Raw genomic sequence first — 21,595 nt, 5'->3', positions numbered from 1 at the left:
TGGAGCGCTCCGTAGGCGCCATAGATGATTTCGGGGTCGACGGGACTGACGGCAAGCTGATGGAAATCCACCGGGCCATTTGCGCCCGGCGATCGCTGCGTCCAGGTTGCCGACGAGGCCCGATTTCCCGGCCTCACTCCTGATACCCCGGCGAATAGTTCGATCTGGTCATTGCCGGCGATTCGACCACCGGAGAAAGGCAGGAGTTCGTCCGCTTCTCGATGCCTTACATGGCTGTTGACGCAAGCCTTTTTGCGCGGAGAGCGAAGACCGCGTTCACCATGTTCGATTCCGAGCGGCTTTACGAAAGCCAGCGCGATCAGCCGCACTTCGTATCGCAGCCGCTTGCCCGACGTCCTTTGGCATACATCGTCGCATGCTGCCGTAAGGGGCCTCCACCCCAGGGGTGCTCCGCAGCCGAAGCAGAAAACTGATTTATGGTCGGGAATTGAGGCGAACGCCTGCCTTGGGGTGAGGCGCAGACCAGCGGCTTTTCGCCGAATGTTGAAGGTTCCGGTCGGCCCGGAACCGGCCCTCAGCCGATGCTCGGGCTCGCCGCGCCAGTGGGCTCATCGACTTCATTGGCTAATGCGTAGGTAAGGGTGCGGGCGCTTCGAAAGCTGCAGAATATCTACCACGGGCTGGACGAGCGCGCTGCCGAGGTCCGGCCACAGGCCCATGATAGCGATCCAGACGCCAATGCCCAAACCTGTCATTGCCGTGACCATCAGCACCATCGGGCCCAGAGCGGGGGGACGCAGGGGAGGGGCCTTGGCAAGGCTGGCGATCAGCTGTTCCGTCATCATCGTCTTCCCGGTCATCGGTCCGATCCTCGCGTCAGCGCCGCGAGCTTCCGGACCGAGCGTGAGCGAGCAATGAAGTATTTTCGAGTGGGGCCGCACTAGGACCTCACCACGGTCATGCCGGCCACTTGAGTGGGTGCGCCTCTCGCCTATAGCAGGCGTTCATATGCGGCGCTTAACGAGAAAAAAAGCTTCCGGCCCTAGCGTCGACGCATGTTCCGACGTGGCCTCCCGACAAGTTTTCTGTTGGCTTCTTTGCTCCTGGTGGTGCTGGCTATCGTCAGCGCCGGATCAGCGGACACGGCCGGCTCACGCGACATTCAGAGTTCTTGTTGGGCGTCGGGCAGCATTGCTGAAGACGTGGTGGCAACAGCGCGTTCCGCCCAGCAGTGGTCTTGCTCGGATCGAGCTGTCTCTATCGAGGCCGAGCGCGTGCTACTTCTCTTCGACATCGGCCCGGACGACATTCTCCCTCGATATTTCCTCTCAAGGCGGAGTGCCCTCGGGGCGCTGCATATGTTGGCCATCGACAGTGACGGCGCGGTTCGCAGCGTTTCTATGCCCGCCGGTGACTTGTCCAGCTCAATGCTCGGCGGATATTTCGAAGCACCCCTGCCCGGGGTGACGCACGAGACGCGGCAGGTCATTGTCGCCATTGACCTCCCGAGCCACAAAATGACGCTGGAACGGGCATATCTGGCACCGCTGGGTGCGGCTGACGCAAGCGGCTACATGAGATATCTGCTCGTTCTGGCTGGGCTCACAGGCATGCTCGTGATGCCCTTGATCTTCAACGCGGCGTTCTACCGAATCCTACGTGAGCCGTTCGTTCTCTGGCATTCGGCTCTCACGCTGTCGTTGCTGGCAACCATCCTGGCTTCTTCCGGGCTTTCGGTCGTCTTTTTCGAGCCGCGTGCCATGACGTTGAGCTGGATCACCACCCTCGTCTTCGGGGCCACGATCGCGTCCGGCCTAATGTTCACCCACAGTTTCATCGAGCCTGGCCTCATGCATCCGCTGCTGCGGCGACTGCTGCCCTATTGCGCCGTGTTGGCATTGCTCCTGAGCACATTCCACGCGGCCTTTCCGTTTGTCATGCGCCCTATCCAGTCGAGCGTGTATACGGCAGCTTTCGCACCTATCCTGCTCATCTTTCTGATGGCGGCTGTCGATGGATTGCGCCGCGGCAGCATTGCCGCGCGGTTCCAGGCAGCTGGATACGCTCCCATGATTCTGGTCGGCCTCATCCGCCTCGGCACGGGCGTGGTTCCCTGGCTCGACAGCGCCGATGCAATGTTGATGTTTTATGTCGGTTGCGCATGCGAAGTCTTTTTCACGACGCTTGGCGTCGCCGACCGCCTCATGACCATCAGGCGCGAACGCGACCGTGCGATAGATCAGGCTGATGTCCTCGAAAGGCTTTCCGAAACCGACCCGCTGACCGGATTGCTCAACCGGCGAGCCATGGAAGGGCAGTTCGGGCAACTTCGCGCTGAAGGATTTGATACGCTGGCAGTAGTAGACTTGGACCATTTCAAGTTGATCAATGACACGAGCGGCCATTCGGTCGGCGACGCGGTTCTCCAAGCCGTGGCCAAAGGCCTTCAGCCCAGTTCGAATGTTCGGGCATACCGCCTAGGGGGTGAGGAATTCATGCTTCTCATACGCGGCGGTGACGCCGTTCTCCAGGCAGAGCGTCGACGCAAATCGATCTCGACCATTGTCGCCCACGAAGTACCGGGTCTTCAGCGACCTGTCACCGCCAGCATGGGCATCGCAATTTGCCACGGGGTTGAGGATTTCGACGCCGTTTATGATCGCGCCGACAAGCTGCTCTACGAAGCCAAGAGCGCAGGTCGCAACCGGACCCGCAGCGACGTCAGGTCAGCGGCAGCCGTGGAAGCTGGCGCCGCCTAGTGGCAGCTTTCAGGAACTCACGCCAGGGAGGCGAAAGTCCGCTATGGGGTGTTAAACTGACGGGCAACTTTGCCCGATGAGACCGAGCGGAATGGCAGCTTACGGCCGAGCGCGACGAGCGCGGGTTTGTGGCCTTTGGGCTATAGTCGCTTGCGGCATCGAGGCGCATTTTGCGACTCGATTTAACGCGGACGATCGGCAACCATAGCGGTCCGACCTCCGCGACTGGCGTGAACCAGCACGCTTGTTGCCGATCGCGCCAACCTTTCCTCTGCACTCCACCTACATCAAGCCTCGGATGGCAAAGTAGGCTACAGCTGCGCTGAGGAATATCACCGCAAAAATCAAGAGAGCGCGATATTGCTGGTCCATCCCTTGATCAGCAGCGCTCGCGCTGCCGCCCTTGTTGTCTTCCTACTGGATTCGCGCCCTCATTAAGGCGCGATCACCGCATTGTCGATCAGCCTGCTGCCGACTTGTTCCGGCCGCGCTTCGCCTTCGCAGGCGCAGGCTCTTCCTTCGGCTTGCGACCCAGGCCAATGTTCTTCGCCAGCGCGGAACGGGCGGCCGCATAGTTTGGAGCAACCATCGGATAGTCGTGCGGCCGGCCCCACTTCGCACGGTACTGATCGGGGGTGAGACCGTAGCGCGTTGCCAGCGTCCGCTTGAGCGACTTGAACTTCTTCCCGTCCTCAAGGCTGATGATGTAGTCGGGCGTCACGGACTTTTTGATCGGCACAGCAGGTTCCTGTTTAGCTTCAGGTGCGCTCTCCACACTGCCCCCACTGACGCTCCGCAGTGCGTTTGCTACGCTGCTGATCAGGTTGGGCAGATCAGCCAAGGGGACCGCGTTGTTAGCGACGTAAGCCGACACGACGTTAGCGGTCAGCTCGAGTTCGTAGGTCTTCTGATCATTGGAAATCGGCGCTTTGGCCATGGCTAAATCCTTTCTGCTGATCCCGAGCTAGATTGCACCACCGCGCTCGCGCAAGGCGCTATGCACTTCATGATGCCCCAACCAACTGCCTAACGGCGTAATCTCCGGCGTCGTCAAACGGGCGCAGGATGACACTCGCGCCGCGGCGCATGAGATCGTCTGTATCGGCCATCGTCCCAACCGACAAGAACACCTTGCCCCGGTAGCCCGCTGACTTCAGGCCGTGCAGGAGCGCCAGCTGCGGATCGGCTTCGGTTAGCGGCCCGCGTTCCCGCGGCACCGCGCTCACGACCGCGCGGACATGCTTGAGATCAAGATGAGCCAGGAAGTCGGGATCGGTAGCATCGCCATATTCGGCATGCAGGCCAAGGCGCCGCCAGGAAGCCACTGCTTCGGGGTCGAAATCCACGCCGAGCGGGTGGTGGCCCAATTCCTGAAGCCGCTGCCCGATGCGGCTTCCATATCGACCGAGCCCGAAGACAACGAAGTCATGGTTGGCCGTAGGCGCAGTGTCGGTATCGATCTCGCGATAGGGCATGCGCCGCTCGAACATACCGAGACACGGTTCGAAGATGCCGTAGAGGCGATGGGACCATGTGATCATGTAGACCGACGCCGCGATGGTCACGAGCCCGACCAGCGTCACGAGCCCGAGCGCTTCTTGCGTGACGTGGCCGAGCGAGAGCCCCATCGCCATAAAGATCAGGGAAAATTCTGATATCTGCGCGACCGTTAGCCCGGCGAGAAAACCCGTACGCTTGCGATAGCCGAGCGCCCCCATGATCGCCAGCACGATCAGCGGATTGCCGATCAGCACAAACAGCGACAGGAAGACCGCAGGCACGATTTGTCCGCCAAGGCTGTTGAGCGACAGCGACGCCCCAAGATGTATGAAGAAGAACAGGAGCAGGAAGTCGCGCAGGCTCGACAGGCGCGAATTGATGGCATCGCGATATTGTGTCGAGGCGAGCGACATTCCCGCGAGCAGTCCGCCGAGTTCCTTTCCGAGCCCGATCGCATCGGCGGTCGCCGCCAAGCCTGCCGCCCAGCCGACCGCGAAGATTACAAGCAGTTCGGGCGACCGCGACATGAGATCGAGAAGCGGCGTCGCCCCGAACCGGATGAAAAGGACGACCGCGGCGACCAGTCCGATCCCGCCTCCAAGGACAACGAGAATGTCGGCAGGCGATCCTTGCTCCGCGCCGGTTCCCATGCCGATGGCCGATAGGAGCGCCATTGCGAGGACCACGACAGGTCCTGCACGATCAGGAAGCCGAGCGCGATCTTACCGTGAAGCGCGCTAATCTCCTGTTTGTCCGACAGGAGCTTCACGATGATGATCGTGGAGGAAAAGGTCAGCGCCACGGCGACATAGAGGCTCGTCAGCCAGTCGATGCCGAGGAGAAGGCATATCAGGAAGCCGAAGAAGGCGGTAAAGGTGACCTGTCCCAGCCCAGTCGCCACTGCGACCTTGCCGAGGCTCCTGACCAGGGCGAGATCAAGCTTGAGCCCGACAAGGAACAGCAGGACCGCAATCGAGATCTGGCTCAGCGTATCGATGAACTCGGTCGAGGTGACGAGCCCGAGGAAATCGGGTCCTGCGACGATGCCGACAGCGATGAAGGCCACAACGAGCGGTTGGCGCAGTACGAGCCCGGCGAGGCCGAGCGCCGCAGCCATCAGCACCAGTAGGGCAATCTCGTAGAATATGCTGTCGATCATAGAGCCATTTATGGGTGCTTAGAACAACATGACAACTCCCATCAATGGCGCTGAAGCGCATCCGTCGGGAGCGTGATCACTTAATCGGTGTGGGAGCCGGCCGACAGCGACCAAGGCACTCTTGATATGGCGACAATGGCTGACAAGGAATTGGGATATATCAGTCAATTCGGACAGTCCCTTCTTCAAAAGCAAGCTTAGTTCACCAGAATGTTGCGCCGTTAAGGCTGCTCAACTCGCGCGACCCGAAACGTGTGCATTTGTCGCGGTGGCCGAGTCCGACATATTCGTCGGTGACGAAGGCTCTTCTCCCAGGCGGAAGCCGGGCTCATCATCATCCGCACCGGCTTTGTAGTCGAAAAAGCGATTCCCGCCGGGTCATCGCGGTGTTGCGTGAGAGCGATCCAGGCACGATGTCGAGCGATCTGGACCGCGAGTACGGGGTGATATGGTTGGCTTGTGGGTGCAGGCCGGACGAACAGCCAAGGGCTATGAGCGGTGTCGCAGGATTGCGAGAATGCGCTTTTTTATCTGCTTGATGGTTATGGCGACATCCGTTGGCCGCAGGTGCAGACACTCGTGGGGTTGGGATGAAAACGCGCCATGTCGGCGCTTTGCCTTCGACGGCACGATCGCAGCTGTTCGGCGCTGCCCGCGCGACTGAGGACAAAGCGCACCTCAGCTCAAATCGTCTGTCTCTTTGTCGCTGCGCAAAGAAGGATCCCCTTGGCCGGCATAGACATGTCTCATGAACAAGAGGTCAGAAAGGACCGTGTCATGAACATCCCGACCAAGCTTTTTACGACTGCGGCCGCTATCGCTATCGCTGTCGGATTCGGACTTGCTGGCGCTGCGGCCACGGAAACAGCACATCAGCACATGGCCGAGCTCGGCACCCATGAAGCGCCGCTGGACATCGTACGCCGGGCAAACGATCTACCAACCGCAATCGGGGAGCGTGGTGCTGAGACCGTTCGGGTAGGCCTTGAGACGGTGGAGGTCATCGGCCAACTGGCGGACGGCACCACATATCACTACTGGACCTTCAACCGGAAGGTCCCCGGCCCACTCGTGAGAGTGCGCGTTGGCGACACGGTTGAAGTCGTCCTGGAGAACCACGAAGACAGCATGGCAATGCATAATGTTGACTTCCACGCGGTCACCGGACTGCATGGTGGTGGCCATGCTACGCTGGCAGCGCCTGGCGAAACAAAGGGATTCACCTTCAAGGCGCTGAACGCTGGGCTGTATGTCTATCACTGTGCGGTCGGCCCAGCCGCGCAGCACATTGCCAACGGCATGTACGGCCTCATTCTGGTCGAACCGGAAGGCGGCCTTCCTGCGGTCGATCACGAGTTCTACGTCATGCAGGGCGAACTCTACACCGAGGAGGCTTTTGGAACATCCGGCCAGCTGACCGAGAGCTATGACAAGCTGATGAACGAGCAGCCGGAATACTACGTGTTCAATGGAGCAGCCGAGGCGCTGACCGGCAATAACGCACTGCAGGCGAAGGTAGGCGAAACCGTTCGCATCTACTTTGGGGTCGGCGGTCCGAATAAGACCTCCAGCTTCCACGTTATCGGCGAGATATTCGACAAGGTCTACAATCTTGGCTCGCTGACGGGAGACGTTCTGCCCGACGTGCAGACCATCAGTGTGCCTCCGGGCGGCGCCGCGGCCGTCGATTTCAAAGTCGAGGTGCCCGGTGAGTATCTCCTGGTCGACCATGCATTGTCCCGCGTTAATCGCGGCCTGATTGGCAAGCTGATCGTTGAAGGCCCCGAGCAGCCCGACCTCTTCCGTGAAGGTGTGGATGAGAAGCTGGGCCTGCTCGCCGACTAGCCGTGGCGCCTACCTTGATGCCGGGCGACTATCCTGTCGTCCGGCTTTCGCTTTGGAGATGGACACATGTCCCGATCAACAAGGTCACACACAACACTTGGACTGTCCGCTATCGAAGGGACAGAATTGGTCGTCGAGCGGCTGCGGCGAAGTATCGCCGAGGCAGGCCTCGACTGCAACTGCCGCGAGGCTGCCAACGACGTGCTTGACCGGGCCGGTTTGGAAGAAGACCTCGTGCGGCGTGCGGGCGGTCTCGCCGACGCGAGGAAGATGCGCGACGCGATCGTGATCGTGCTTGCCCTGCTGGGGGAACTGGACGAGCTCATGCCGGATGAACCGGACCGCAGCGCGTTCCACGAGATAGCGGGTTTGTTCCAGGACGTCGCCGATTTCGCTGCCTACGGAGCGACTGCGGCCGTCAGGGCCGCCGGACAGGGGAACGCGTGATGGGCACGGCAAGCGTTTCCGACCGTTCGGTTCCGAGGGCTGCACTGAAGTCGGGTGACGTGTCCAGGGACGGCAGGGGCCGGATCCGGGCGATGCCGCCGATCCTCCACTACGGCTTTCGGCCGTTCTTCTTTCTCGCAGCGCTTCACGCGGGCCTGGCAATTCCTGTCTGGCTCGGGGTCTACTTCGGCGGCTTTGAGATCGGCGGACCGTTCAGTGGCATAAACTGGCATGCCCACGAAATGCTGTTCGGCTACCTGTCAGCCGTCATCGCGGGCTTCATCCTCACAGCGATTCCCAACTGGACGGGGCGGCTCCCGCTGAGCGGGCTGCCGCTCGCCGCCCTCGTCGGGCTGTGGCTTGCGGGGCGGGTGGCGTGCCTGGCTTCGCCTGATCCGTGGCTCGCCATGGCCGTCGACCTGGCGTTTCCGGCCTCGCTCGCCTTCGCGGTCTGGCGCGAGGTTTTCGCGGGCAGGAACTGGAAGAACGTCCCAGTAGCCGTGATGATCACGCTGTTCGGCATTGCCAACGCGGCCGACCATCTGGCCAGCGCCGGATTGCTAAACCACGATCTCGGCCAGCGTCTCGCCTTGGCCGTTGCCGGGATGCTTGTCGCGCTGATCGGCGGGCGCATCGTGCCGAGCTTCACCCGGAACTGGCTCGCCAAGGAAGGTTCTATCGCGCTTCCCGCGCCCTTTGGCACGCTCGACAAGGCAGCGCTTGCCGCAACCGCCGCCGGGATGGGCGGGTGGGTCGTAACGCCCGGCAGCGCCTTTGTCGGTACCTTCCTGGTCGTCGCGGGAACGCTGCTCGCGGCGCGCCTGTCGCACTGGCACGGCCTGTCGACGATGCGCGAGCCGATCCTGCTCGTGCTCCATGTCGGCTACGGATGGCTCGCCGCCTCCTTGGCGCTGCTCGGTCTCGCGATCATGCTGCCCGATGCGGTTCCGCACTCGTCCGCCTTGCACGCTTTGACCGCAGGGGCCGTGGGAACCATGACGCTCGCCGTAATGACACGGGCGAGCCTCGGCCACACGGGAAGGGTGATCGTCGCCGACCGGTTCCTCGTCGCCATGTACGCCATGGTCTCGGCGGGGGCCTTGTTGCGGGTCGCTGCCCCGTTCGCCGGGGACTGGTACACCCATGTGCTTGCCTGTGGCGGCGCGCTCTGGGCCGGGGCCTTCCTGCTCTTCGCGGTCCGCTACGCGCCGATTCTCTGGTCGAGGCGCGCTGGTGCTTAAAACCCTCGTAGCGAGTCTGTACAGAGAACAGGGGTGGACAACCAGAAGGTGCCGGTTAGAATTCTGCCTATTCTGGCAAAATTGCCAAGTCCCAGGCCCATGATGAGAAGGTCATGACGCAGGACAGCCGAGAGGCAACCGCACCAACGGATCTCCCGCCCGAGAAGACGCGGCGACGAGAGTTGCTGACCTTTCTGGTCCTGGCATTCGGCATCTGGCCCGTCGTCGCCGTTGGCGTCGTGGGCGGCTACGGCTTTCTCGTCTGGATGTATCAGATCGTATTCGGCCCGCCTGGGCCTCCGGGAGGCTGAAATATGCGCGCGATCACACGCAGAGACCTTCTGACGGCCGGCTCCGGCGATCAACACCATATATCGAGCGCCGTCGTGCTGGCACTGCCTGAGCGACGCAAGGACGTTTCGGAACGGCTCGCGACGATGCCCGGCGTCGAGGTCCACGCCGGCGAAGGAAGCCGGATCGTCATCACCATCGAAGGCCCGACCAGCGGCATGCTGGGGCAGACGTTGACGGCGATTTCGGTGATGGACGGCGTGCTTGCCGCCAACATGGTGTTCGAACACGCTGAAGACCGAGGGACGAGCTCATGACGGCTGCCATCAACCGACGCGATCTCCTGAAGGCTCATGCCGCAGCTCTTGCGGCTGCCTCGGCGAGCGTCGCGCTGCCTGCCGCTGCTCAGCCCGTTCCCGGCGGCGTGGACTCGCTGGAGATCAAATGGTCGAAAGCACCCTGTCGCTTCTGCGGCACCGGCTGCGGGGTGATGGTCGGCGTCAAGGATGGCCATGTCGTCGCCACGCACGGCGACATGCAGGCCGAAGTCAACCGCGGCCTCAACTGTGTCAAGGGCTACTTCCTCTCCAAGATCATGTACGGCCAGGACCGTCTGACCACGCCGCTGATGCGCAAGTCCGGCGGGGTCTACGACAAGGACGGTGAGTTCGAGCCGGTGTCGTGGGACGAGGCCTTCGACGTGATGGCGCAGAAGTGCAAGGCGACGTTGCGCGAGAAGGGCCCCGAAGCCGTCGGCATGTTCGGCTCCGGCCAGTGGACGATCTTCGAGGGCTATGCGGCCACAAAGCTGATGCGGGCGGGCTTCCGGACCAACAACCTCGATCCCAACGCCCGCCACTGCATGGCGTCGGCGGCCGTCGCCTTCATGCGGACCTTCGGCATGGACGAGCCGATGGGCTGCTATGACGACTTCGAGCACGCTGACGCCTTCGTGCTTTGGGGTTCGAACATGGCCGAGATGCACCCAATCTTGTGGACGCGGCTGGCGGACCGCAGGCTGGGCCATCCTCATGTCCGCTGCGCGGTGCTGTCGACCTTTACGCACCGCTCGATGGACCTGGCCGACATTCCGATCGTGTTCAAGCCCGGGACGGATCTGGCGATCCTGAATTACATCGCCAACCACATCATCCAGACGGGCCGGGTGAACGAGGCGTTTGTCCGCGACCATGCGGTTTTCATGAGCGGGGCGGCCGACATCGGGTATGGTCTCCGGCCCGACAATCCGGTGGAGATGGCCGCCAAGGGTGCTGCCGATCCGGGGAAGATGGAGCCGATCGACTTCGAGGCGTTCAAGGCGCTGGTTTCCGAATACACGCTCGATATGGTCTCGGAACTGTCCGGAGTGGAACCCGGCTTTTTGGAACAACTCGCCGAACTCTACGCCGATCCCGGCGTCAAGGTGATGTCGCTCTGGACGATGGGCTTCAACCAGCACGTCCGCGGCGTGTGGGCCAATCAGATGGTCTATAACATCCACCTCCTGACCGGAAAAATCTCCGAACCAGGCAACAGCCCGTTCTCGCTGACGGGCCAGCCGTCGGCCTGCGGGACGGCGCGCGAGGTTGGCACCTTCGCGCACCGGCTGCCCGCCGACATGGTGGTCACCAATCCCGAGCATCGCGAGCATGCGGAAGAAATCTGGCGGCTGCCGCATGGACTGCTGCCCGATAAGGTCGGCTTCCACGCGGTCCAGCAGGACCGGATGCTCAAGGACGGCAAGCTCAACTTCTACTGGGTGCAGGTCAACAACAACGTCCAGGCGGCGCCCAACAATTCGAACGAGACCTATCCTGGCTACCGCCATCCCGACAACTTCGTCGTGGTCTCCGACGCCTATCCGACGGTGACAGCGCTGGCGGCCGACGTGATCCTGCCCGCCGCGATGTGGGTGGAGAAGGAAGGCGCCTACGGCAACGCCGAGCGCCGCACGCATGTATGGCGGCAGCTGGTGAACGCGCCCGGCGAGGCCCGTTCCGACCTCTGGCAGCTGACGGAGTTCTCGAAGCGCTTTACGACCGAGGAGGTCTGGCCTGCGTCCCTCCTGGACGCGCATCCGGAATACAAGGGCAAGACGCTGTTCGATGTGCTGTTCAGGAACGGCAAGGTCGACCGCTTTCCGCTCGCCGATCTCGACGCGGAATACGAGAACAGGGAGAGCCGCGAATACGGCTTCTACCTGCAGAAGGGTCTGTTCGAGGAATATGCGGAGTTCGGGCGAGGACATGCACACGACCTCGCTCCCTACGATGACTATCACGTCAACCGCGGTCTCAGATGGCCCGTCGTCGACGGCAGGGAGACGAAGTGGCGTTACCGCGAGGGACTCGACCCCTACGTGAAGCCGGGCGAAGGCGTGCGCTTCTACGGCAGGCCCGACGGCAAGGCGGTGATCCTCGCAGTTCCCTACGAGCCTCCTGCGGAATCGCCGGACGACGAATACGACATCTGGCTGGTGACGGGCCGGGTGCTCGAACACTGGCACTCGGGTTCGATGACGATGCGTGTGCCGGAACTCTACAAGGCTTTTCCCGGCGCGGTCTGCTTCATGAACGCCGACGACGCGCGACGACGCGGCATCAATCAGGGCGCGGAGGTGCGGGTCGTCTCCCGGCGCGGTGAACTGCGGGTCCGGGTCGAGACCCGCGGGCGCAACCGCATGCCGCGCGGCGTGGTGTTCGTGCCCTGGTTCGACGCCAGCAAGCTCATCAACAAGGTCACTCTCGACGCGACCGATCCCATCTCGAAACAGACGGATTTCAAGAAATGCGCGGTCAAGATCGTCCCCGCGTGACGCGCCGCGCGCGCCTCTTCATCGCCTTCGGGCTGGTTGCGCTCGCGGGCACGGCCGCGCTTGCACAGATGTCGGCCGAGATCGTGCCGCCGCTGACGGGCGCCGGGCAGGCCATGGAGAACCTGCCCGCCGATCCGATCCCGCGCTGGATCGTCGACGACATCCGCAAGATGCGCGCCTATCCCGAGCAGCCGCCGATCATCCCGCACTCGATCGAGGGCTACCAGCTTTCGGTGAATGCCAACCGCTGCATGTCGTGCCACAAGCGCGAGTTCACGGAAGGCTCCGGCGCGCCGATGATCAGCGTCACCCACTACATGACGCGTGAGGGCCAGATGCTGGCCGACGTGTCGCCCAGGCGCTACTTCTGTACCGCCTGCCACGTACCCCAGGCCGACACGGCGCCGCTCGTCGGCAACACCTTCGTCGACATGAGCGAGCTTGGCGTAGGCCACGCCGGAGACCAATAGATGTGGGCGCGCATCAAGGCGGCCGCACTCTGGGCCTGGCGGATCGTCTCGACGCCAGCGGCGACGCTCAGCCTCGGCTTCCTGACGCTCGGCGGGTTCCTCGGGGGCGTGATCTTCTGGGGCGCGTTCAATACCGCGCTCGAAGTGACCAACACCGAGCAGTTTTGCATCTCGTGTCACGAGATGGAAGCCAACGTCTACGAGGAGATGACACGGACCGTGCACTTCTCGAATCGGTCAGGCGTTCGCGCCTCCTGCCCGGATTGCCACGTTCCGCATGAATGGACAGACAAGATCGCCCGCAAGATGCAAGCCTCCAAGGAGGTTTGGGGCAAGATTTTCGGCACCATCAACACACGCCAGAAGTTCCTGGACCAGAGATTGCGGCTGGCAAAGCACGAATGGGCGCGGCTGAAAGCCAACGACAGCCTGGAATGCCGCAACTGCCACTCATCGGTCGCAATGGACTTGTCGAAGCAGGCTCCGCGCGCTGCAGAGATCCACACCCGCTATCTGCTGTCGGGCGAGGCGACGTGCATTGACTGCCACAAAGGCATCGCGCACGAGCTTCCTAACATGGAGGGCGTCGATCCGGGCTGGAAGGTGCCGCCGGAACTGGAGGGCAAGGAGCTGCCACAGGCATCGGTATTCGACAGGCTGGAACGCGTCGCGCGATCACCGCACGGGTTCATGTGGAGTGAAAGCGATCTTGCAGCGATGTCGAAGTGACTGCTGAAACGGTCACCTCCGTCCCAAGGACCCATAATCGGTTCGCAATTTCTTCAGCACGTTTCCTCGGCCGTCGACGACGATCCGGAACCGTTTACCGTCCAGCCAGAAGGTGAGCCTGCACCGCCCCGCGTCACTGCCGACGCCCTTCTCGAATTTCGACGTCAATCTGCCCTGTCGCATAAGGGCTTCGACATCCGCCGCACCGATTTCCAAGCCTTCGGCGAGGGTCGCGACGTCGACTGTCGCGCCCTCGTCGTTCAATGTCACTGCAGGACGCTCAGCCGACATGGGCATCGGTCTCCATGAGTGTCTTCGTGGCGGCAAGCCAGTCCTCCACCACACGGCGTTCCTCCTTCGAAAAACGCGCCCTGTGGCACAGATCACTGAAGCTGTCGGACGGGTGGCAGAGGTCTTATCGAGAGGCGGTAACGCTCCAGTTTGCCGTAACCCGAGTGGCCGAGCTGCTATTGTCCCGGTTCACGTTTGTCCTCTCATTTTGCGGCTAACACCTGGCCGAAGAGTTCAGCGAAGACCGCCTTGGCTTTGCCCGTCTGCTTCACGGCCTTCGCGTCGTCCACATTGGCGGGTTCGCCGACGCGGATCAACGCGACCATGCCCATGGCATAATGCGGCGCGCACTTCACGCCGTAGACACCTTCCGCATCAAGCGTGATCCTGAAGTCCTCGTTGAGCTTGCTCTTGAAGGGCTCCGCGGCCTCCGGAAACATGCCCTTGATTGTCTCGACGTTGTGTCCCTTGTCGGTCGGCACGAAGCGGATCGTGTCGCCGGGGGCCGCTACGATGAGGTCGGGCTCGAACACCATCATGCCCTTTGCGCCCTTGTTGAGCATCAGGACCTCGATTTCGGCAGCCTGGGCCGCGCCGACTGCGAATATTGCCGCGCCAAGGGCAAGTGCTGCGAGGATGTGTCTCATTTTTTCCAGTCCTTTTGTGTACACGGCTTGATCTGCCGTTGACCAACCAGTAGCCCGCGACGCCATAAGGCAGTTTGCGCAAGCGCAAACAAAGGGTAGAAACCTGAACAGCTTCGACTTCCGGATGACTTCCAGCATGCCGCTCAACAGGTCGCTCGTATCGGGACTTCCCGCCTTCGCCGGACTGAGCGGCGATGACGTCGACGCAGTCCTTGCCACCGCGCGCTCGTCGCGTTTCCCGAAGGATTCTGAGGTCTTTTCGCAGGACGAGGAAGCCGCGCAGTTCTTCCTGCTCCTTTCCGGCCATATCAGGGTGGTGAGGACGACGCCCGAGGGCGATCAGGTTATTGCCCGCTACATCAACGAGGGCGAACTGTTCGGCATCGCCATCGCGATGGGGCAGGTGACCTACCCGGCGACTGCCGTCGCCGCTGTCGACTGCGTCGTCCTGAGCTGGCCGAACGCTGCTTGGCCCGGACTGCAGTCCCGCGCTCCGGCGTTTGGTGCGAACGCCTACCAGACGATCGGCGCCCGCCTGCAGGACACGCAGTCGCGCGTGGTGGAAATGTCGACGCGCCAGGTGGAGCAACGGATCGCCGGCGCGGTGATGCGGCTGGTCCAGCAGTCCGGCCGCAAGACCGAGGAGGGCGTCGAGATCGACTTCCCCATCACGCGCCAGGACATCGCGGAGATGACGGGGAGCACGCTACACACGGTCAGCAGGCTGATGAGCGCCTGGGAGGACGAAGGCATCGTGAAGAGCGGCCGCCAGAAGGTGACCGTCACCGATCCGCACGCGCTCATGCTGGTCGCCGAGAACCGACGCAAGAAATGAGCCCCCGGGCGCCTGGCCGAAACTATGCTGCGTCGCGGACGCGTCCGAGATAGAACTCGCGGTTCCTGCAGAAGCCCGGCACGCCTGGCGTTCCGGCATTGACCCACTCCGCGCATTCGGACCCGTGCCTGCAGAAGATGCAGCGCCAGATCGCGTTGCGGATCTGGTTCTCGGACCACAGGCCCGAGGAGGGCAAATCGATCCCGAGGTTGCCCGCCATCTTGACCGGCTGGTCGAGTCGGGCGGCGACGGCTTCTATCACGCGCATGATGGTTCTCCTTTGCGAGCTTCGCGGTTGTGAGCGTTCGTCTCGAAAGCGGACGGAGCCGCCGCGGACGGGTCCGACCTCATCGCGGCGAGCAGTTCGGCCGAGAAGGCGGCCTCGTCGATCGCATGGGCCGCGGCCGCGTCCGCCACGGTGTGGAAGATGCCGATCGGGCAGCCGATGCACAGCATCCGATGGCGGATCATGACCCGGATTGTCGCGGGCCATCGGCGCATGATCTCGTCGACCGACATGTCGGGGTCTATGGCGGAAGGCTTCATTTCAGCCGGTCTCCTCAAATCAGAAGCGTAGCCGGCAGCGAATGGCTGATCGTTGTTCCGGCGCAAAGAGCACGAATAATGCGGGCTGCGACATCCGGGAGCTTTCATTCGCCGCGCGCCTACGCTAGAAAGTGGCATTGGAGATACCACATTGGCCCATCCAGCGCCCGCGCAGCTGCAACGCCCTCCCGAGGAAAGAGCCGTCGTCCATCCGGAAGTCGACCGGACGTTCATCGGCCGCCTCGTGCGCGAGTTCTACGGACGCGTCCGCCGAAACGATCGCCTGGGGCCAATATTCGCCGCCCACATCGGGGAGACCTGGGAGCCGCATCTTGAGAAAATGACGGACTTCTGGTGTTCGGTCATTCTGAAGGACGGCTCGTACAGCGGGCGGCCCGTGCCCGCTCATCTCAAACTGAACCAGGTCCGCGAGGAAGATTTCGGGATCTGGCTCGACACCTTTCGGCAGACAGCGGGCGAGCTTTGCGAGCCGGAGCTCGCTGCCGTCTTCATCGAACGCGCGGAGCGGATCGCCCGAAGCTTGCAGCTCGCCATGTTCTTCCGCCTGCCCGCCGCCGGAGCGGTTTCGAAGGAAGGCTGAGATGTTGCCTCGCTCTACCGATCCTTTTCCGGATGCCATTGCGGCGTTCGTTTCGCTCGTCTGGCTTGGAATGCTCCTTGGCGTTTCCTTCCTCGCGACCCCGGTCAAGTTTCAGGCGCCCTCGCTTGAGCTTGATGTCGCCCTCGATGTAGGCCGTGTGACCTTCGACATCTTCTCAAAGATTGAGTTGGGCCTGGCGGCGCTCCTCGTCATAGCGACGTTCTTTCCGAGAGCGCCGCGCGCGGAGATGGTCTTCACCGCCGTGGCGGTCCTGGTCGTCTCGATCCAGGCTTTCTGGCTCCTGCCTGTTCTAGAAATGCGGGTCGAGGCTGTCATCTCGGGCGAGCCGTTGCCGCCGTCGCCGCACCATCTGGCCTATACAGTGCTCGAAGCAGTCAAAGCCGTTACCCTTGTGGCCGTCGGGCTCGTCGCGTTGTTCAGACTGGGTTGGCGCGTCCGCCCGGAGAAAGTCGCGGGCAGCCTGTGAAACTGACCCTCCACACCGACTACGCGCTGCGCATGCTGGTCTACCTCACGGTCAACCGAGACGGGTCGACCCGCGTCGCCGACGTCGCCGAAAGCTACGGCATTTCCCGCAACCATCTGCTCAAGGTTGCCCTGCGGCTCGGACGCCTCGGCTACCTGACGAACGTTCGTGGACGCTCTGGCGGCATCGCGCTTGCAAGGAAACCGGAAGAGATCAATCTCGGAGAGGTCGTCAGGCAGATGGAAGATGGCTTCGCGCTTGTTGAGTGCATGCGCGCGGATGGCGGCAATTGCGCGATAACTCCCGCCTGCCGGCTGAAGGGGGTTGTAAGGAAAGCAGTAGAGGCGTTCTTATCCGCCTTCGACGATTATTCGCTGGCGGACATATCCGGAAACAGCGAAGTTCTTGCCGAGCTGCTTGGACTAATGGGCAAGACTGCGGAGCCAGCATGATCGACTTTCAGAGGGCGTTATGATCGCGAAACTCAGTTCCACCGAGAGGCAGTACGCGGCGGTCGTCCTCGTCATGCTGGCCGCCGCAGGGATCGCCATGGCCGCGCTCGGCAGGAGCGACACGCTTGGCGTTCACGGCCTGCTGGTGATCCTCTTTGCGGGAGGTCTGCTCTACCCGGTCCTGTCCGGTTTCTACGAGCCCGAGCCGAACGAAGACCGCGAGGAGTCCTATTACGACGACCCGATCAAGGTCGGCATCGTGCTCTCAATGGCTTGGGCGGTCTTCGGCATGTTCATGGGCGTCTGGGTCGCAGCCCAGCTCGCCTGGCCGGACCTTGCCTTCGACGCGGCATGGTCGACCTTCGGCAGGCTGCGGCCAACGCACACTTCCGGGGTCATCTTCGGCTTTGGCGGCAACGCGCTGATCGCGACGTCCTTCCATGTCGTGCAGCGCACGTCTCGCGCGCGGCTCGCCGGACAGTTCAGCCCGTGGTTCGTCCTCTTCGGTTTCAACCTGTTCTGCCTGCTCGCCGTCTCCGGCTACCTGCTCGGTGTGACCCAGTCGAAGGAATACGCCGAAGCCGAATGGTATGCCGACCTCTGGCTCGTCGTGGTGTGGATCACCTACTTCGTCCTCTTCCTGCGCACCATCGCACGCCGCCGGGAGCCGCACATCTACGTGGCGAACTGGTATTTCATGGCCTTCATCGTGGTCGTCGCGATCCTTCACATCGTCAACAACCTCGCCGTTCCGGTCTCGTGGGGTCATGCCAAGAGCTACACGATCTGGCCGGGAGTGCAGGATGCGATGGTCCAGTGGTGGTACGGGCATAACGCGGTCGCGTTCTTCCTGACGGCAGGCTTCCTCGGCATGCTATACTATTATCTCCCCGTGCGGGCGCAGCGGCCGATCTTCTCCTACCGCCTGTCGATCCTCAGCTTCTGGGGCATCACCTTCTTCTACATGTGGGCCGGTTCCCACCACCTGCATTACACGGCGCTTCCGCACTGGGTGCAGACGCTCGGCATGACCTTTTCGGTCATGCTTTTGGTTCCGTCCTGGGCTTCGGCGGGCAACGCGCTGCTGACGCTCAATGGCGCATGGCACCGGGTGCGCGACGACGCCACGCTGCGTTTCATGATGGCGGCGGCGGTATTCTACGGACTGTCGACCTTTGAAGGCTCGTTCATGGCGATCCGCCCGGTAAACGCGCTCAGCCACTACACGGACTGGACGGTGGGCCATGTGCATGCGGGGGCGCTCGGCTGGGTGGCGCTGATCACGTTCGGCTCGTTCTACACGCTGGTGCCGACCCTCTGGAACCGGGAGCGCATGTATTCGGCCAGGCTCGTCGAGGTCCACTTCTGGCTCGCGATCGCCGGCACGCTCATCTACGTCTTCGCGATGTGGAACTCCGGCATAATCCAGGGGCTGATGTGGCGGACCTACACGGAAGACGGCGCGCTCGCCTACTCCTTCGTCGACTCCCTCGTTGCGATGTATCCATATTACATCGCTCGCGCTTTCGGCGGCCTCCTGTTCCTGATTGGAACAGTCGTCTGCTGCTACAACATCTGGATGACGGTACGGACGGTGCCACTGGCGGAGCCGCACAAGAGCGACGTGCCCGCGACCGTCGCCGCCCCGGGAGAATGACCGATGCCTGAACTCTTCCACCGCAAACTTGAGCGCTCGGCGATCGGGTTCGTGCTGGCCATCATCGCCGCCGCGAGCGTCGGAGGCATCGTCGAGATCGCGCCGCTCTTCACCATCGACGAAACGGTTGAGGAAGCGCCGGACATGCGGGTCTATACGCCGCTTGAGCTGGCCGGACGAAACATCTATGTGCGTGAAGGCTGCTATGCATGTCATAGCCAAATGATCCGTACGTTGCGCGACGAGGTCGAGCGTTACGGACCTTATTCGCTGGCCGTCGAGTCCCAGTACGATCGCCCGATGCTCTGGGGATCGAAGCGGACAGGGCCAGACCTTGCCCGTGTCGGCGGCAAGTATTCCGATCTCTGGCACGTCGCCCACCTGATCAATCCGCGCGACGTCGTGCCGGAGTCCAACATGCCCGCCTACGCCTTCCTCGCGCGCACCGTGTTGAGGACTGACGACCTCGGGCAGCATCTTGCGGCCCAGCAGGCCTTGGGCGTGCCCTACACCGACGAGATGGTCGCCAACGCGGCCCGTGATGCCTACGGCCAGGCCTCCCCCGACAGCGAGGCTGCCTCAGGGGTGACTGAGCGCTACGGCGAGGCAACACAGGTGAGCGCCTTCGATGGGGTCGCCACGCGGCTTACCGAGATGGACGCGCTCGTGGCCTACCTGCAGGTGCTTGGCAGGCTAACCGACGCCGCGTTCCGCGACACGGCCGCGACCGAACCAGCTCCCGATGCGGAGGACTGAGCCATGTTCGAGATCAGCCACGAAACCCTAGTCGCCTTCTCCAAAAGCTGGGGCCTGTTCTACCTGATGGGCTTCTTCCTGTGCGTCATCGCCTATGCCTTCTGGCCCTCGAACCGGAAACGTTTCGACAGGGCAAAGACCAGCATCCTCGACAGGGACGACAAGCCATGGAAGTGAATGAGCGCGATCCCGTCACCGGAAGGGAAACGACCGGGCACGAATGGAACGGTATCAAGGAACTTGACACCCCCGTCCCGCGCGGCGTGCTGATGTTCCTGATCGTGACCCATCTCTGGGCGATCGCCTGGTGGTTCTTCGTGCCCGCCTGGCCGATCGGCACGACCTACACCAAGGGACTGCTGGGCGTCGACCAGCGCACGACTGTCGAAGAGCGTGTCGCCGAGGGCCAGCAAGAACGATCGGTCTGGATGACCCGTCTGGAAGCCGAGGCCTACGACGCCATCCTGGCCGACGAGGCCCTGATGCGGACCATTCGCGGCACCGGACGACAGCTCTTCGGCGACAACTGCGCGGCCTGTCACGGGCGCGACGGTCGCGGACGCGCCGGCTACCCGGACCTGACCGATGATGACTGGCTGTGGGGCGGCGGTCCCGAGCTGATCGAGCAGACGCTGCGCTACGGCATCAACACCACCCATCCGGACACGAGGATCGCGCAGATGCCCGCTTTCGGACGCGACGGGATGCTGGAGAGGGACCAGGTTCGAAGCGTCGCGGCCTATGTCTATTCGCTGAGCAATCCCGATTACTCGACCGAGGAAAACCTGGAGCGCATCGAAGCCGGACGCGAGGTCTTCGTGACCACATGCGCGGCATGTCACGGCGAGAACGCTGAAGGCAACCGCGAGGTCGGCGCTCCGGACCTGACGGATTCGCGCTGGGTCTACGGGGGCGACCTGCAGACGATCATCGCGTCCGTCCATGGAGGCAGGCAGGGCCACATGCCGACCTGGGACGAGCGGATGACGGATGCCGAAATCCGGACCCTGTCGCTTTATGTCCATGATCTCGGGACGGGTCAGCCATGACGGCCCGGACCGCGAGCAGCCGCCGACGCTGGACTTGCGCATGGCTGCTGGTTCCTGCCGGACTGCTGCTTGTCGCGGCGGCGAATGCGCATCTTGTCTATGTGGCAGTCTCGTCGCAGCCGGAATGCGTGCCTCATCTCAAGGAGGCGGGAACGAGCGGCAGCTACCGGGCCGCGAAGTCGGCGTGCTGAGGGAGGAGTTTCGATGAGTGAGACTGACAGGTCCTATTGGCTGCTGAGCGAGACCTCCGGCATCGGTGAGACGCGCGACCCGGCGCTCCAGCGCGGCCTGACCGTGCTGGCGGGCCTGCGGTGGCTGGCGCTGGGGTGGCAAGATTTCTGGCGCGCGCCTTCGACCAGCATCGCCTATGGCGTCGGCGTGTTCCTGCTGTCGGCAGCCTTCGTCTGGACTCTGTTCGAGTTCGGCCGGGACTACATCCTCTTCCCATCACTGGCGGGCTTCCTGATCGTCGCCCCCTTCCTTGCGATAGGCCTCTACGCGAAGAGCCGCGCTCTCGGCGAGGGCAGGACGATCGGGCTTGCTTCGATGCTCAGGACCCGCCCGAACGCCGGGCCGCAGGTCTTCTTCGCGGGATTGCTGCTCAGCCTGCTCATGCTGCTCTGGACCAGGGCCGCGGTGCTTCTGTGGGCCCTGTTCTTCGGGGTCACCGCTTTCCCGGGCCTGGACAACGTCATCGGCGTTCTGGTTGGCTCGGCCTATGGCTGGACGATGATCGCGGTCGGGACAGCCATCGGTGGGCTGTTCGCAGCCTTTGCTTTCTCGATCAGCGTGTTTTCCGTGCCGATGATGCTCGACCGCCGGGTCGACGCGCTGACGGCCATGGGGACCAGCATGAAGCTGGTGTGGAACAACCTTCCGGCGATGATCGGATGGGGAGCGATGGTGATCGTGCTCTTCGCGCTCTGCGTCGCCACCGGACTGCTGGGCATGATCGTGATCTTCCCGCTGCTCGGGCATGCGACCTGGCATGCCTATGTCGCCGTGGCGCGGCCGGAGGCCTGAGGCGATGAGCTGCTGCGCGCCCGGAGCGGAGGCC

At 62.8% G+C, this 21,595-nt stretch carries 26 protein-coding genes and 2 pseudogenes; 19 read left to right on the top strand and 9 right to left on the bottom strand.

From position 1 onward, the window contains the following. Both FY036_RS24030 and FY036_RS02160 read right to left on the bottom strand, forming a co-directional pair. A pseudogene (locus FY036_RS24030) lies at positions 1-329 on the bottom strand (hypothetical protein); the annotation flags it as partial. A gap of 249 nt (positions 330-578) precedes the next feature. Continuing rightward, positions 579-821 carry a hypothetical protein gene (locus FY036_RS02160; RefSeq protein ID WP_148913060.1) on the bottom strand — a complete coding sequence of 81 codons (243 nt, stop codon included), beginning with the start codon at positions 819-821 and terminating at the stop codon, positions 579-581. 228 nt (positions 822-1,049) lie between these two features. Here FY036_RS02160 and FY036_RS02155 point away from each other — a divergent pair, with 228 nt between their 5' ends. Then, positions 1,050-2,720, top strand: coding sequence for a GGDEF domain-containing protein (locus FY036_RS02155; protein WP_235897461.1), 1,671 nt, complete (start codon positions 1,050-1,052; stop codon positions 2,718-2,720). A 460-nt stretch (positions 2,721-3,180) separates the two neighbouring features. On the opposite strand, the gene FY036_RS02150 is transcribed toward FY036_RS02155, so the two are convergent. The 3 genes and pseudogenes from FY036_RS02150 to FY036_RS24200 form a co-directional block, all read right to left on the bottom strand. Continuing rightward, the gene (locus tag FY036_RS02150; protein WP_148913058.1) at positions 3,181-3,657 is read right to left on the bottom strand and encodes a MucR family transcriptional regulator; all 477 of its coding nucleotides are present in this window, start codon (positions 3,655-3,657) and stop codon (positions 3,181-3,183) included. 67 nt (positions 3,658-3,724) lie between these two features. Then, positions 3,725-4,870, bottom strand: coding sequence for a cation:proton antiporter family protein (locus tag FY036_RS24205; RefSeq protein WP_268932157.1), 1,146 nt, complete (start codon positions 4,868-4,870; stop codon positions 3,725-3,727). 98 nt (positions 4,871-4,968) lie between these two features. Beyond that, positions 4,969-5,337 (bottom strand): annotated as a pseudogene (locus FY036_RS24200) (cation:proton antiporter domain-containing protein); the annotation flags it as partial. 819 nt (positions 5,338-6,156) lie between these two features. Here FY036_RS24200 and nirK point away from each other — a divergent pair. From nirK to FY036_RS02105, 8 genes are all read left to right on the top strand, one after another. Next, positions 6,157-7,224 (top strand): copper-containing nitrite reductase, encoded by a 1,068-nt coding sequence (gene nirK / locus FY036_RS02140; RefSeq protein ID WP_148913057.1) that lies wholly within the window; start codon positions 6,157-6,159, stop codon positions 7,222-7,224. A 126-nt stretch (positions 7,225-7,350) separates the two neighbouring features. Then, complete coding sequence (locus tag FY036_RS02135) at positions 7,351-7,671, top strand: hypothetical protein (protein ID WP_148913056.1); 321 nt, start codon at positions 7,351-7,353, stop codon at positions 7,669-7,671. A gap of 92 nt (positions 7,672-7,763) precedes the next feature. Next, positions 7,764-8,912, top strand: coding sequence for an NnrS family protein (locus FY036_RS02130; RefSeq protein ID WP_235897460.1), 1,149 nt, complete (start codon positions 7,764-7,766; stop codon positions 8,910-8,912). Positions 8,913-9,025: 113 nt separating this feature from the next. Next, entirely contained in the window at positions 9,026-9,223 is a 198-nt protein-coding gene (napE, locus tag FY036_RS02125) for a periplasmic nitrate reductase, NapE protein (RefSeq protein WP_148913054.1), read from the top strand. A 3-nt stretch (positions 9,224-9,226) separates the two neighbouring features. Next, positions 9,227-9,520 (top strand): chaperone NapD, encoded by a 294-nt coding sequence (locus FY036_RS02120; RefSeq protein WP_148913053.1) that lies wholly within the window; start codon positions 9,227-9,229, stop codon positions 9,518-9,520. Then, a complete protein-coding gene (gene napA, locus FY036_RS02115) occupies positions 9,517-12,018 on the top strand; it encodes a periplasmic nitrate reductase subunit alpha (RefSeq protein WP_148913052.1) in 2,502 nt (833 codons plus the stop codon). Before FY036_RS02120 ends, napA begins: the two co-directional genes overlap by 4 nt. A 68-nt stretch (positions 12,019-12,086) precedes the next feature. Further along, positions 12,087-12,488, top strand: coding sequence for a nitrate reductase cytochrome c-type subunit (locus FY036_RS02110; RefSeq protein ID WP_407941115.1), 402 nt, complete (start codon positions 12,087-12,089; stop codon positions 12,486-12,488). Further along, positions 12,489-13,217, top strand: a complete 729-nt coding sequence (locus tag FY036_RS02105; RefSeq protein ID WP_148913050.1) for a NapC/NirT family cytochrome c — start codon at positions 12,489-12,491, stop codon at positions 13,215-13,217. It begins immediately after the preceding gene. A 12-nt stretch (positions 13,218-13,229) separates the two neighbouring features. On the opposite strand, the gene FY036_RS02100 is transcribed toward FY036_RS02105, so the two are convergent. Then, positions 13,230-13,508, bottom strand: a complete 279-nt coding sequence (locus FY036_RS02100) for a DUF6522 family protein (protein ID WP_148913049.1) — start codon at positions 13,506-13,508, stop codon at positions 13,230-13,232. Between the two features lie 203 nt (positions 13,509-13,711). Next, entirely contained in the window at positions 13,712-14,155 is a 444-nt protein-coding gene (locus FY036_RS02095; protein WP_148913064.1) for a pseudoazurin, read from the bottom strand. A gap of 136 nt (positions 14,156-14,291) precedes the next feature. Here FY036_RS02095 and FY036_RS02090 point away from each other — a divergent pair, with 136 nt between their 5' ends. Beyond that, positions 14,292-14,990 carry a Crp/Fnr family transcriptional regulator gene (locus tag FY036_RS02090; RefSeq protein WP_148913048.1) on the top strand — a complete coding sequence of 233 codons (699 nt, stop codon included), beginning with the start codon at positions 14,292-14,294 and terminating at the stop codon, positions 14,988-14,990. 22 nt (positions 14,991-15,012) lie between these two features. Here the strand turns inward: FY036_RS02090 and FY036_RS02085 are convergent, their stop codons facing one another. Together FY036_RS02085 and FY036_RS02080 are read right to left on the bottom strand one after the other, a co-directional pair. Next, positions 15,013-15,258, bottom strand: coding sequence for a DUF6455 family protein (locus FY036_RS02085; RefSeq protein WP_148913047.1), 246 nt, complete (start codon positions 15,256-15,258; stop codon positions 15,013-15,015). Continuing rightward, on the bottom strand, positions 15,249-15,536 hold the full coding sequence (locus tag FY036_RS02080; RefSeq protein WP_148913046.1) for a DUF1858 domain-containing protein: 288 nt from the start codon (positions 15,534-15,536) through the stop codon (positions 15,249-15,251). Before FY036_RS02080 ends, FY036_RS02085 begins: the two co-directional genes overlap by 10 nt. A gap of 151 nt (positions 15,537-15,687) precedes the next feature. Between FY036_RS02080 and FY036_RS02075 the strand changes: the two genes are divergently transcribed. The 9 genes from FY036_RS02075 (at position 15,688) to FY036_RS02035 (ending at position 21,561) form a co-directional block, all read left to right on the top strand. Then, positions 15,688-16,137, top strand: a complete 450-nt coding sequence (locus tag FY036_RS02075) for a group III truncated hemoglobin (protein WP_201744679.1) — start codon at positions 15,688-15,690, stop codon at positions 16,135-16,137. 70 nt (positions 16,138-16,207) lie between these two features. Next, entirely contained in the window at positions 16,208-16,624 is a 417-nt protein-coding gene (locus FY036_RS02070) for a hypothetical protein (protein ID WP_210247464.1), read from the top strand. After that, complete coding sequence (locus tag FY036_RS02065) at positions 16,621-17,076, top strand: Rrf2 family transcriptional regulator (protein WP_148913044.1); 456 nt, start codon at positions 16,621-16,623, stop codon at positions 17,074-17,076. The genes FY036_RS02070 and FY036_RS02065 overlap by 4 nt, the downstream gene beginning before the upstream one ends. Positions 17,077-17,095: 19 nt before the next feature. Further along, complete coding sequence (ccoN, locus tag FY036_RS02060) at positions 17,096-18,733, top strand: cytochrome-c oxidase, cbb3-type subunit I (protein WP_148913043.1); 1,638 nt, start codon at positions 17,096-17,098, stop codon at positions 18,731-18,733. Between the two features lie 3 nt (positions 18,734-18,736). Further along, the gene (gene ccoO / locus FY036_RS02055) at positions 18,737-19,489 is read left to right on the top strand and encodes a cytochrome-c oxidase, cbb3-type subunit II (RefSeq protein ID WP_148913042.1); all 753 of its coding nucleotides are present in this window, start codon (positions 18,737-18,739) and stop codon (positions 19,487-19,489) included. 3 nt (positions 19,490-19,492) lie between these two features. Next, positions 19,493-19,666, top strand: coding sequence for a cbb3-type cytochrome c oxidase subunit 3 (locus FY036_RS02050; protein WP_148913041.1), 174 nt, complete (start codon positions 19,493-19,495; stop codon positions 19,664-19,666). Next, complete coding sequence (ccoP, locus tag FY036_RS02045) at positions 19,657-20,538, top strand: cytochrome-c oxidase, cbb3-type subunit III (protein ID WP_148913040.1); 882 nt, start codon at positions 19,657-19,659, stop codon at positions 20,536-20,538. Before FY036_RS02050 ends, ccoP begins: the two co-directional genes overlap by 10 nt. Further along, positions 20,535-20,729 carry a hypothetical protein gene (locus FY036_RS02040; RefSeq protein WP_148913039.1) on the top strand — a complete coding sequence of 65 codons (195 nt, stop codon included), beginning with the start codon at positions 20,535-20,537 and terminating at the stop codon, positions 20,727-20,729. Before ccoP ends, FY036_RS02040 begins: the two co-directional genes overlap by 4 nt. Before the next feature lie 13 nt (positions 20,730-20,742). Next, positions 20,743-21,561, top strand: coding sequence for a DUF2189 domain-containing protein (locus tag FY036_RS02035; protein ID WP_148913038.1), 819 nt, complete (start codon positions 20,743-20,745; stop codon positions 21,559-21,561). Positions 21,562-21,595: the final 34 nt, after the last annotated feature.

The organism is Neoaquamicrobium microcysteis (assembly GCF_008180155.1).
GTDB lineage: Bacteria > Pseudomonadota > Alphaproteobacteria > Rhizobiales > Rhizobiaceae > Aerobium > Aerobium microcysteis.
The sequence above is the reverse complement of the archived record's forward strand: the minus strand, read 5'-3'. Positions and strand labels throughout refer to the sequence as shown.

Bases quoted from the DNA above. Each gene is read 5' to 3' on its own strand.
- FY036_RS02160 (WP_148913060.1), bottom strand. From the start codon at position 821: ATGACCGGGAAGACGATGATGACGGAACAGCTGATCGCCAGCCTTGCC.
- FY036_RS02150 (WP_148913058.1), bottom strand. From the start codon at position 3,657: ATGGCCAAAGCGCCGATTTCCAATGATCAGAAGACCTACGAACTCGAG.
- FY036_RS24205 (WP_268932157.1), bottom strand. From the start codon at position 4,870: ATGGGAACCGGCGCGGAGCAAGGATCGCCTGCCGACATTCTCGTTGTC.
- nirK (WP_148913057.1), top strand. From the start codon at position 6,157: ATGAACATCCCGACCAAGCTTTTTACGACTGCGGCCGCTATCGCTATC.
- FY036_RS02130 (WP_235897460.1), top strand. From the start codon at position 7,764: ATGCCGCCGATCCTCCACTACGGCTTTCGGCCGTTCTTCTTTCTCGCA.
- napE (WP_148913054.1), top strand. From the start codon at position 9,026: ATGACGCAGGACAGCCGAGAGGCAACCGCACCAACGGATCTCCCGCCC.
- FY036_RS02120 (WP_148913053.1), top strand. From the start codon at position 9,227: ATGCGCGCGATCACACGCAGAGACCTTCTGACGGCCGGCTCCGGCGAT.
- napA (WP_148913052.1), top strand. From the start codon at position 9,517: ATGACGGCTGCCATCAACCGACGCGATCTCCTGAAGGCTCATGCCGCA.
- FY036_RS02110 (WP_407941115.1), top strand. From the start codon at position 12,087: ATGTCGGCCGAGATCGTGCCGCCGCTGACGGGCGCCGGGCAGGCCATG.
- FY036_RS02105 (WP_148913050.1), top strand. From the start codon at position 12,489: ATGTGGGCGCGCATCAAGGCGGCCGCACTCTGGGCCTGGCGGATCGTC.
- FY036_RS02100 (WP_148913049.1), bottom strand. From the start codon at position 13,508: ATGTCGGCTGAGCGTCCTGCAGTGACATTGAACGACGAGGGCGCGACA.
- FY036_RS02095 (WP_148913064.1), bottom strand. From the start codon at position 14,155: ATGAGACACATCCTCGCAGCACTTGCCCTTGGCGCGGCAATATTCGCA.
- FY036_RS02090 (WP_148913048.1), top strand. From the start codon at position 14,292: ATGCCGCTCAACAGGTCGCTCGTATCGGGACTTCCCGCCTTCGCCGGA.
- FY036_RS02085 (WP_148913047.1), bottom strand. From the start codon at position 15,258: ATGCGCGTGATAGAAGCCGTCGCCGCCCGACTCGACCAGCCGGTCAAG.
- FY036_RS02080 (WP_148913046.1), bottom strand. From the start codon at position 15,536: ATGAAGCCTTCCGCCATAGACCCCGACATGTCGGTCGACGAGATCATG.
- FY036_RS02070 (WP_210247464.1), top strand. From the start codon at position 16,208: ATGCTCCTTGGCGTTTCCTTCCTCGCGACCCCGGTCAAGTTTCAGGCG.
- ccoN (WP_148913043.1), top strand. From the start codon at position 17,096: ATGATCGCGAAACTCAGTTCCACCGAGAGGCAGTACGCGGCGGTCGTC.
- ccoO (WP_148913042.1), top strand. From the start codon at position 18,737: ATGCCTGAACTCTTCCACCGCAAACTTGAGCGCTCGGCGATCGGGTTC.
- FY036_RS02050 (WP_148913041.1), top strand. From the start codon at position 19,493: ATGTTCGAGATCAGCCACGAAACCCTAGTCGCCTTCTCCAAAAGCTGG.
- ccoP (WP_148913040.1), top strand. From the start codon at position 19,657: ATGGAAGTGAATGAGCGCGATCCCGTCACCGGAAGGGAAACGACCGGG.
- FY036_RS02040 (WP_148913039.1), top strand. From the start codon at position 20,535: ATGACGGCCCGGACCGCGAGCAGCCGCCGACGCTGGACTTGCGCATGG.
- FY036_RS02035 (WP_148913038.1), top strand. From the start codon at position 20,743: ATGAGTGAGACTGACAGGTCCTATTGGCTGCTGAGCGAGACCTCCGGC.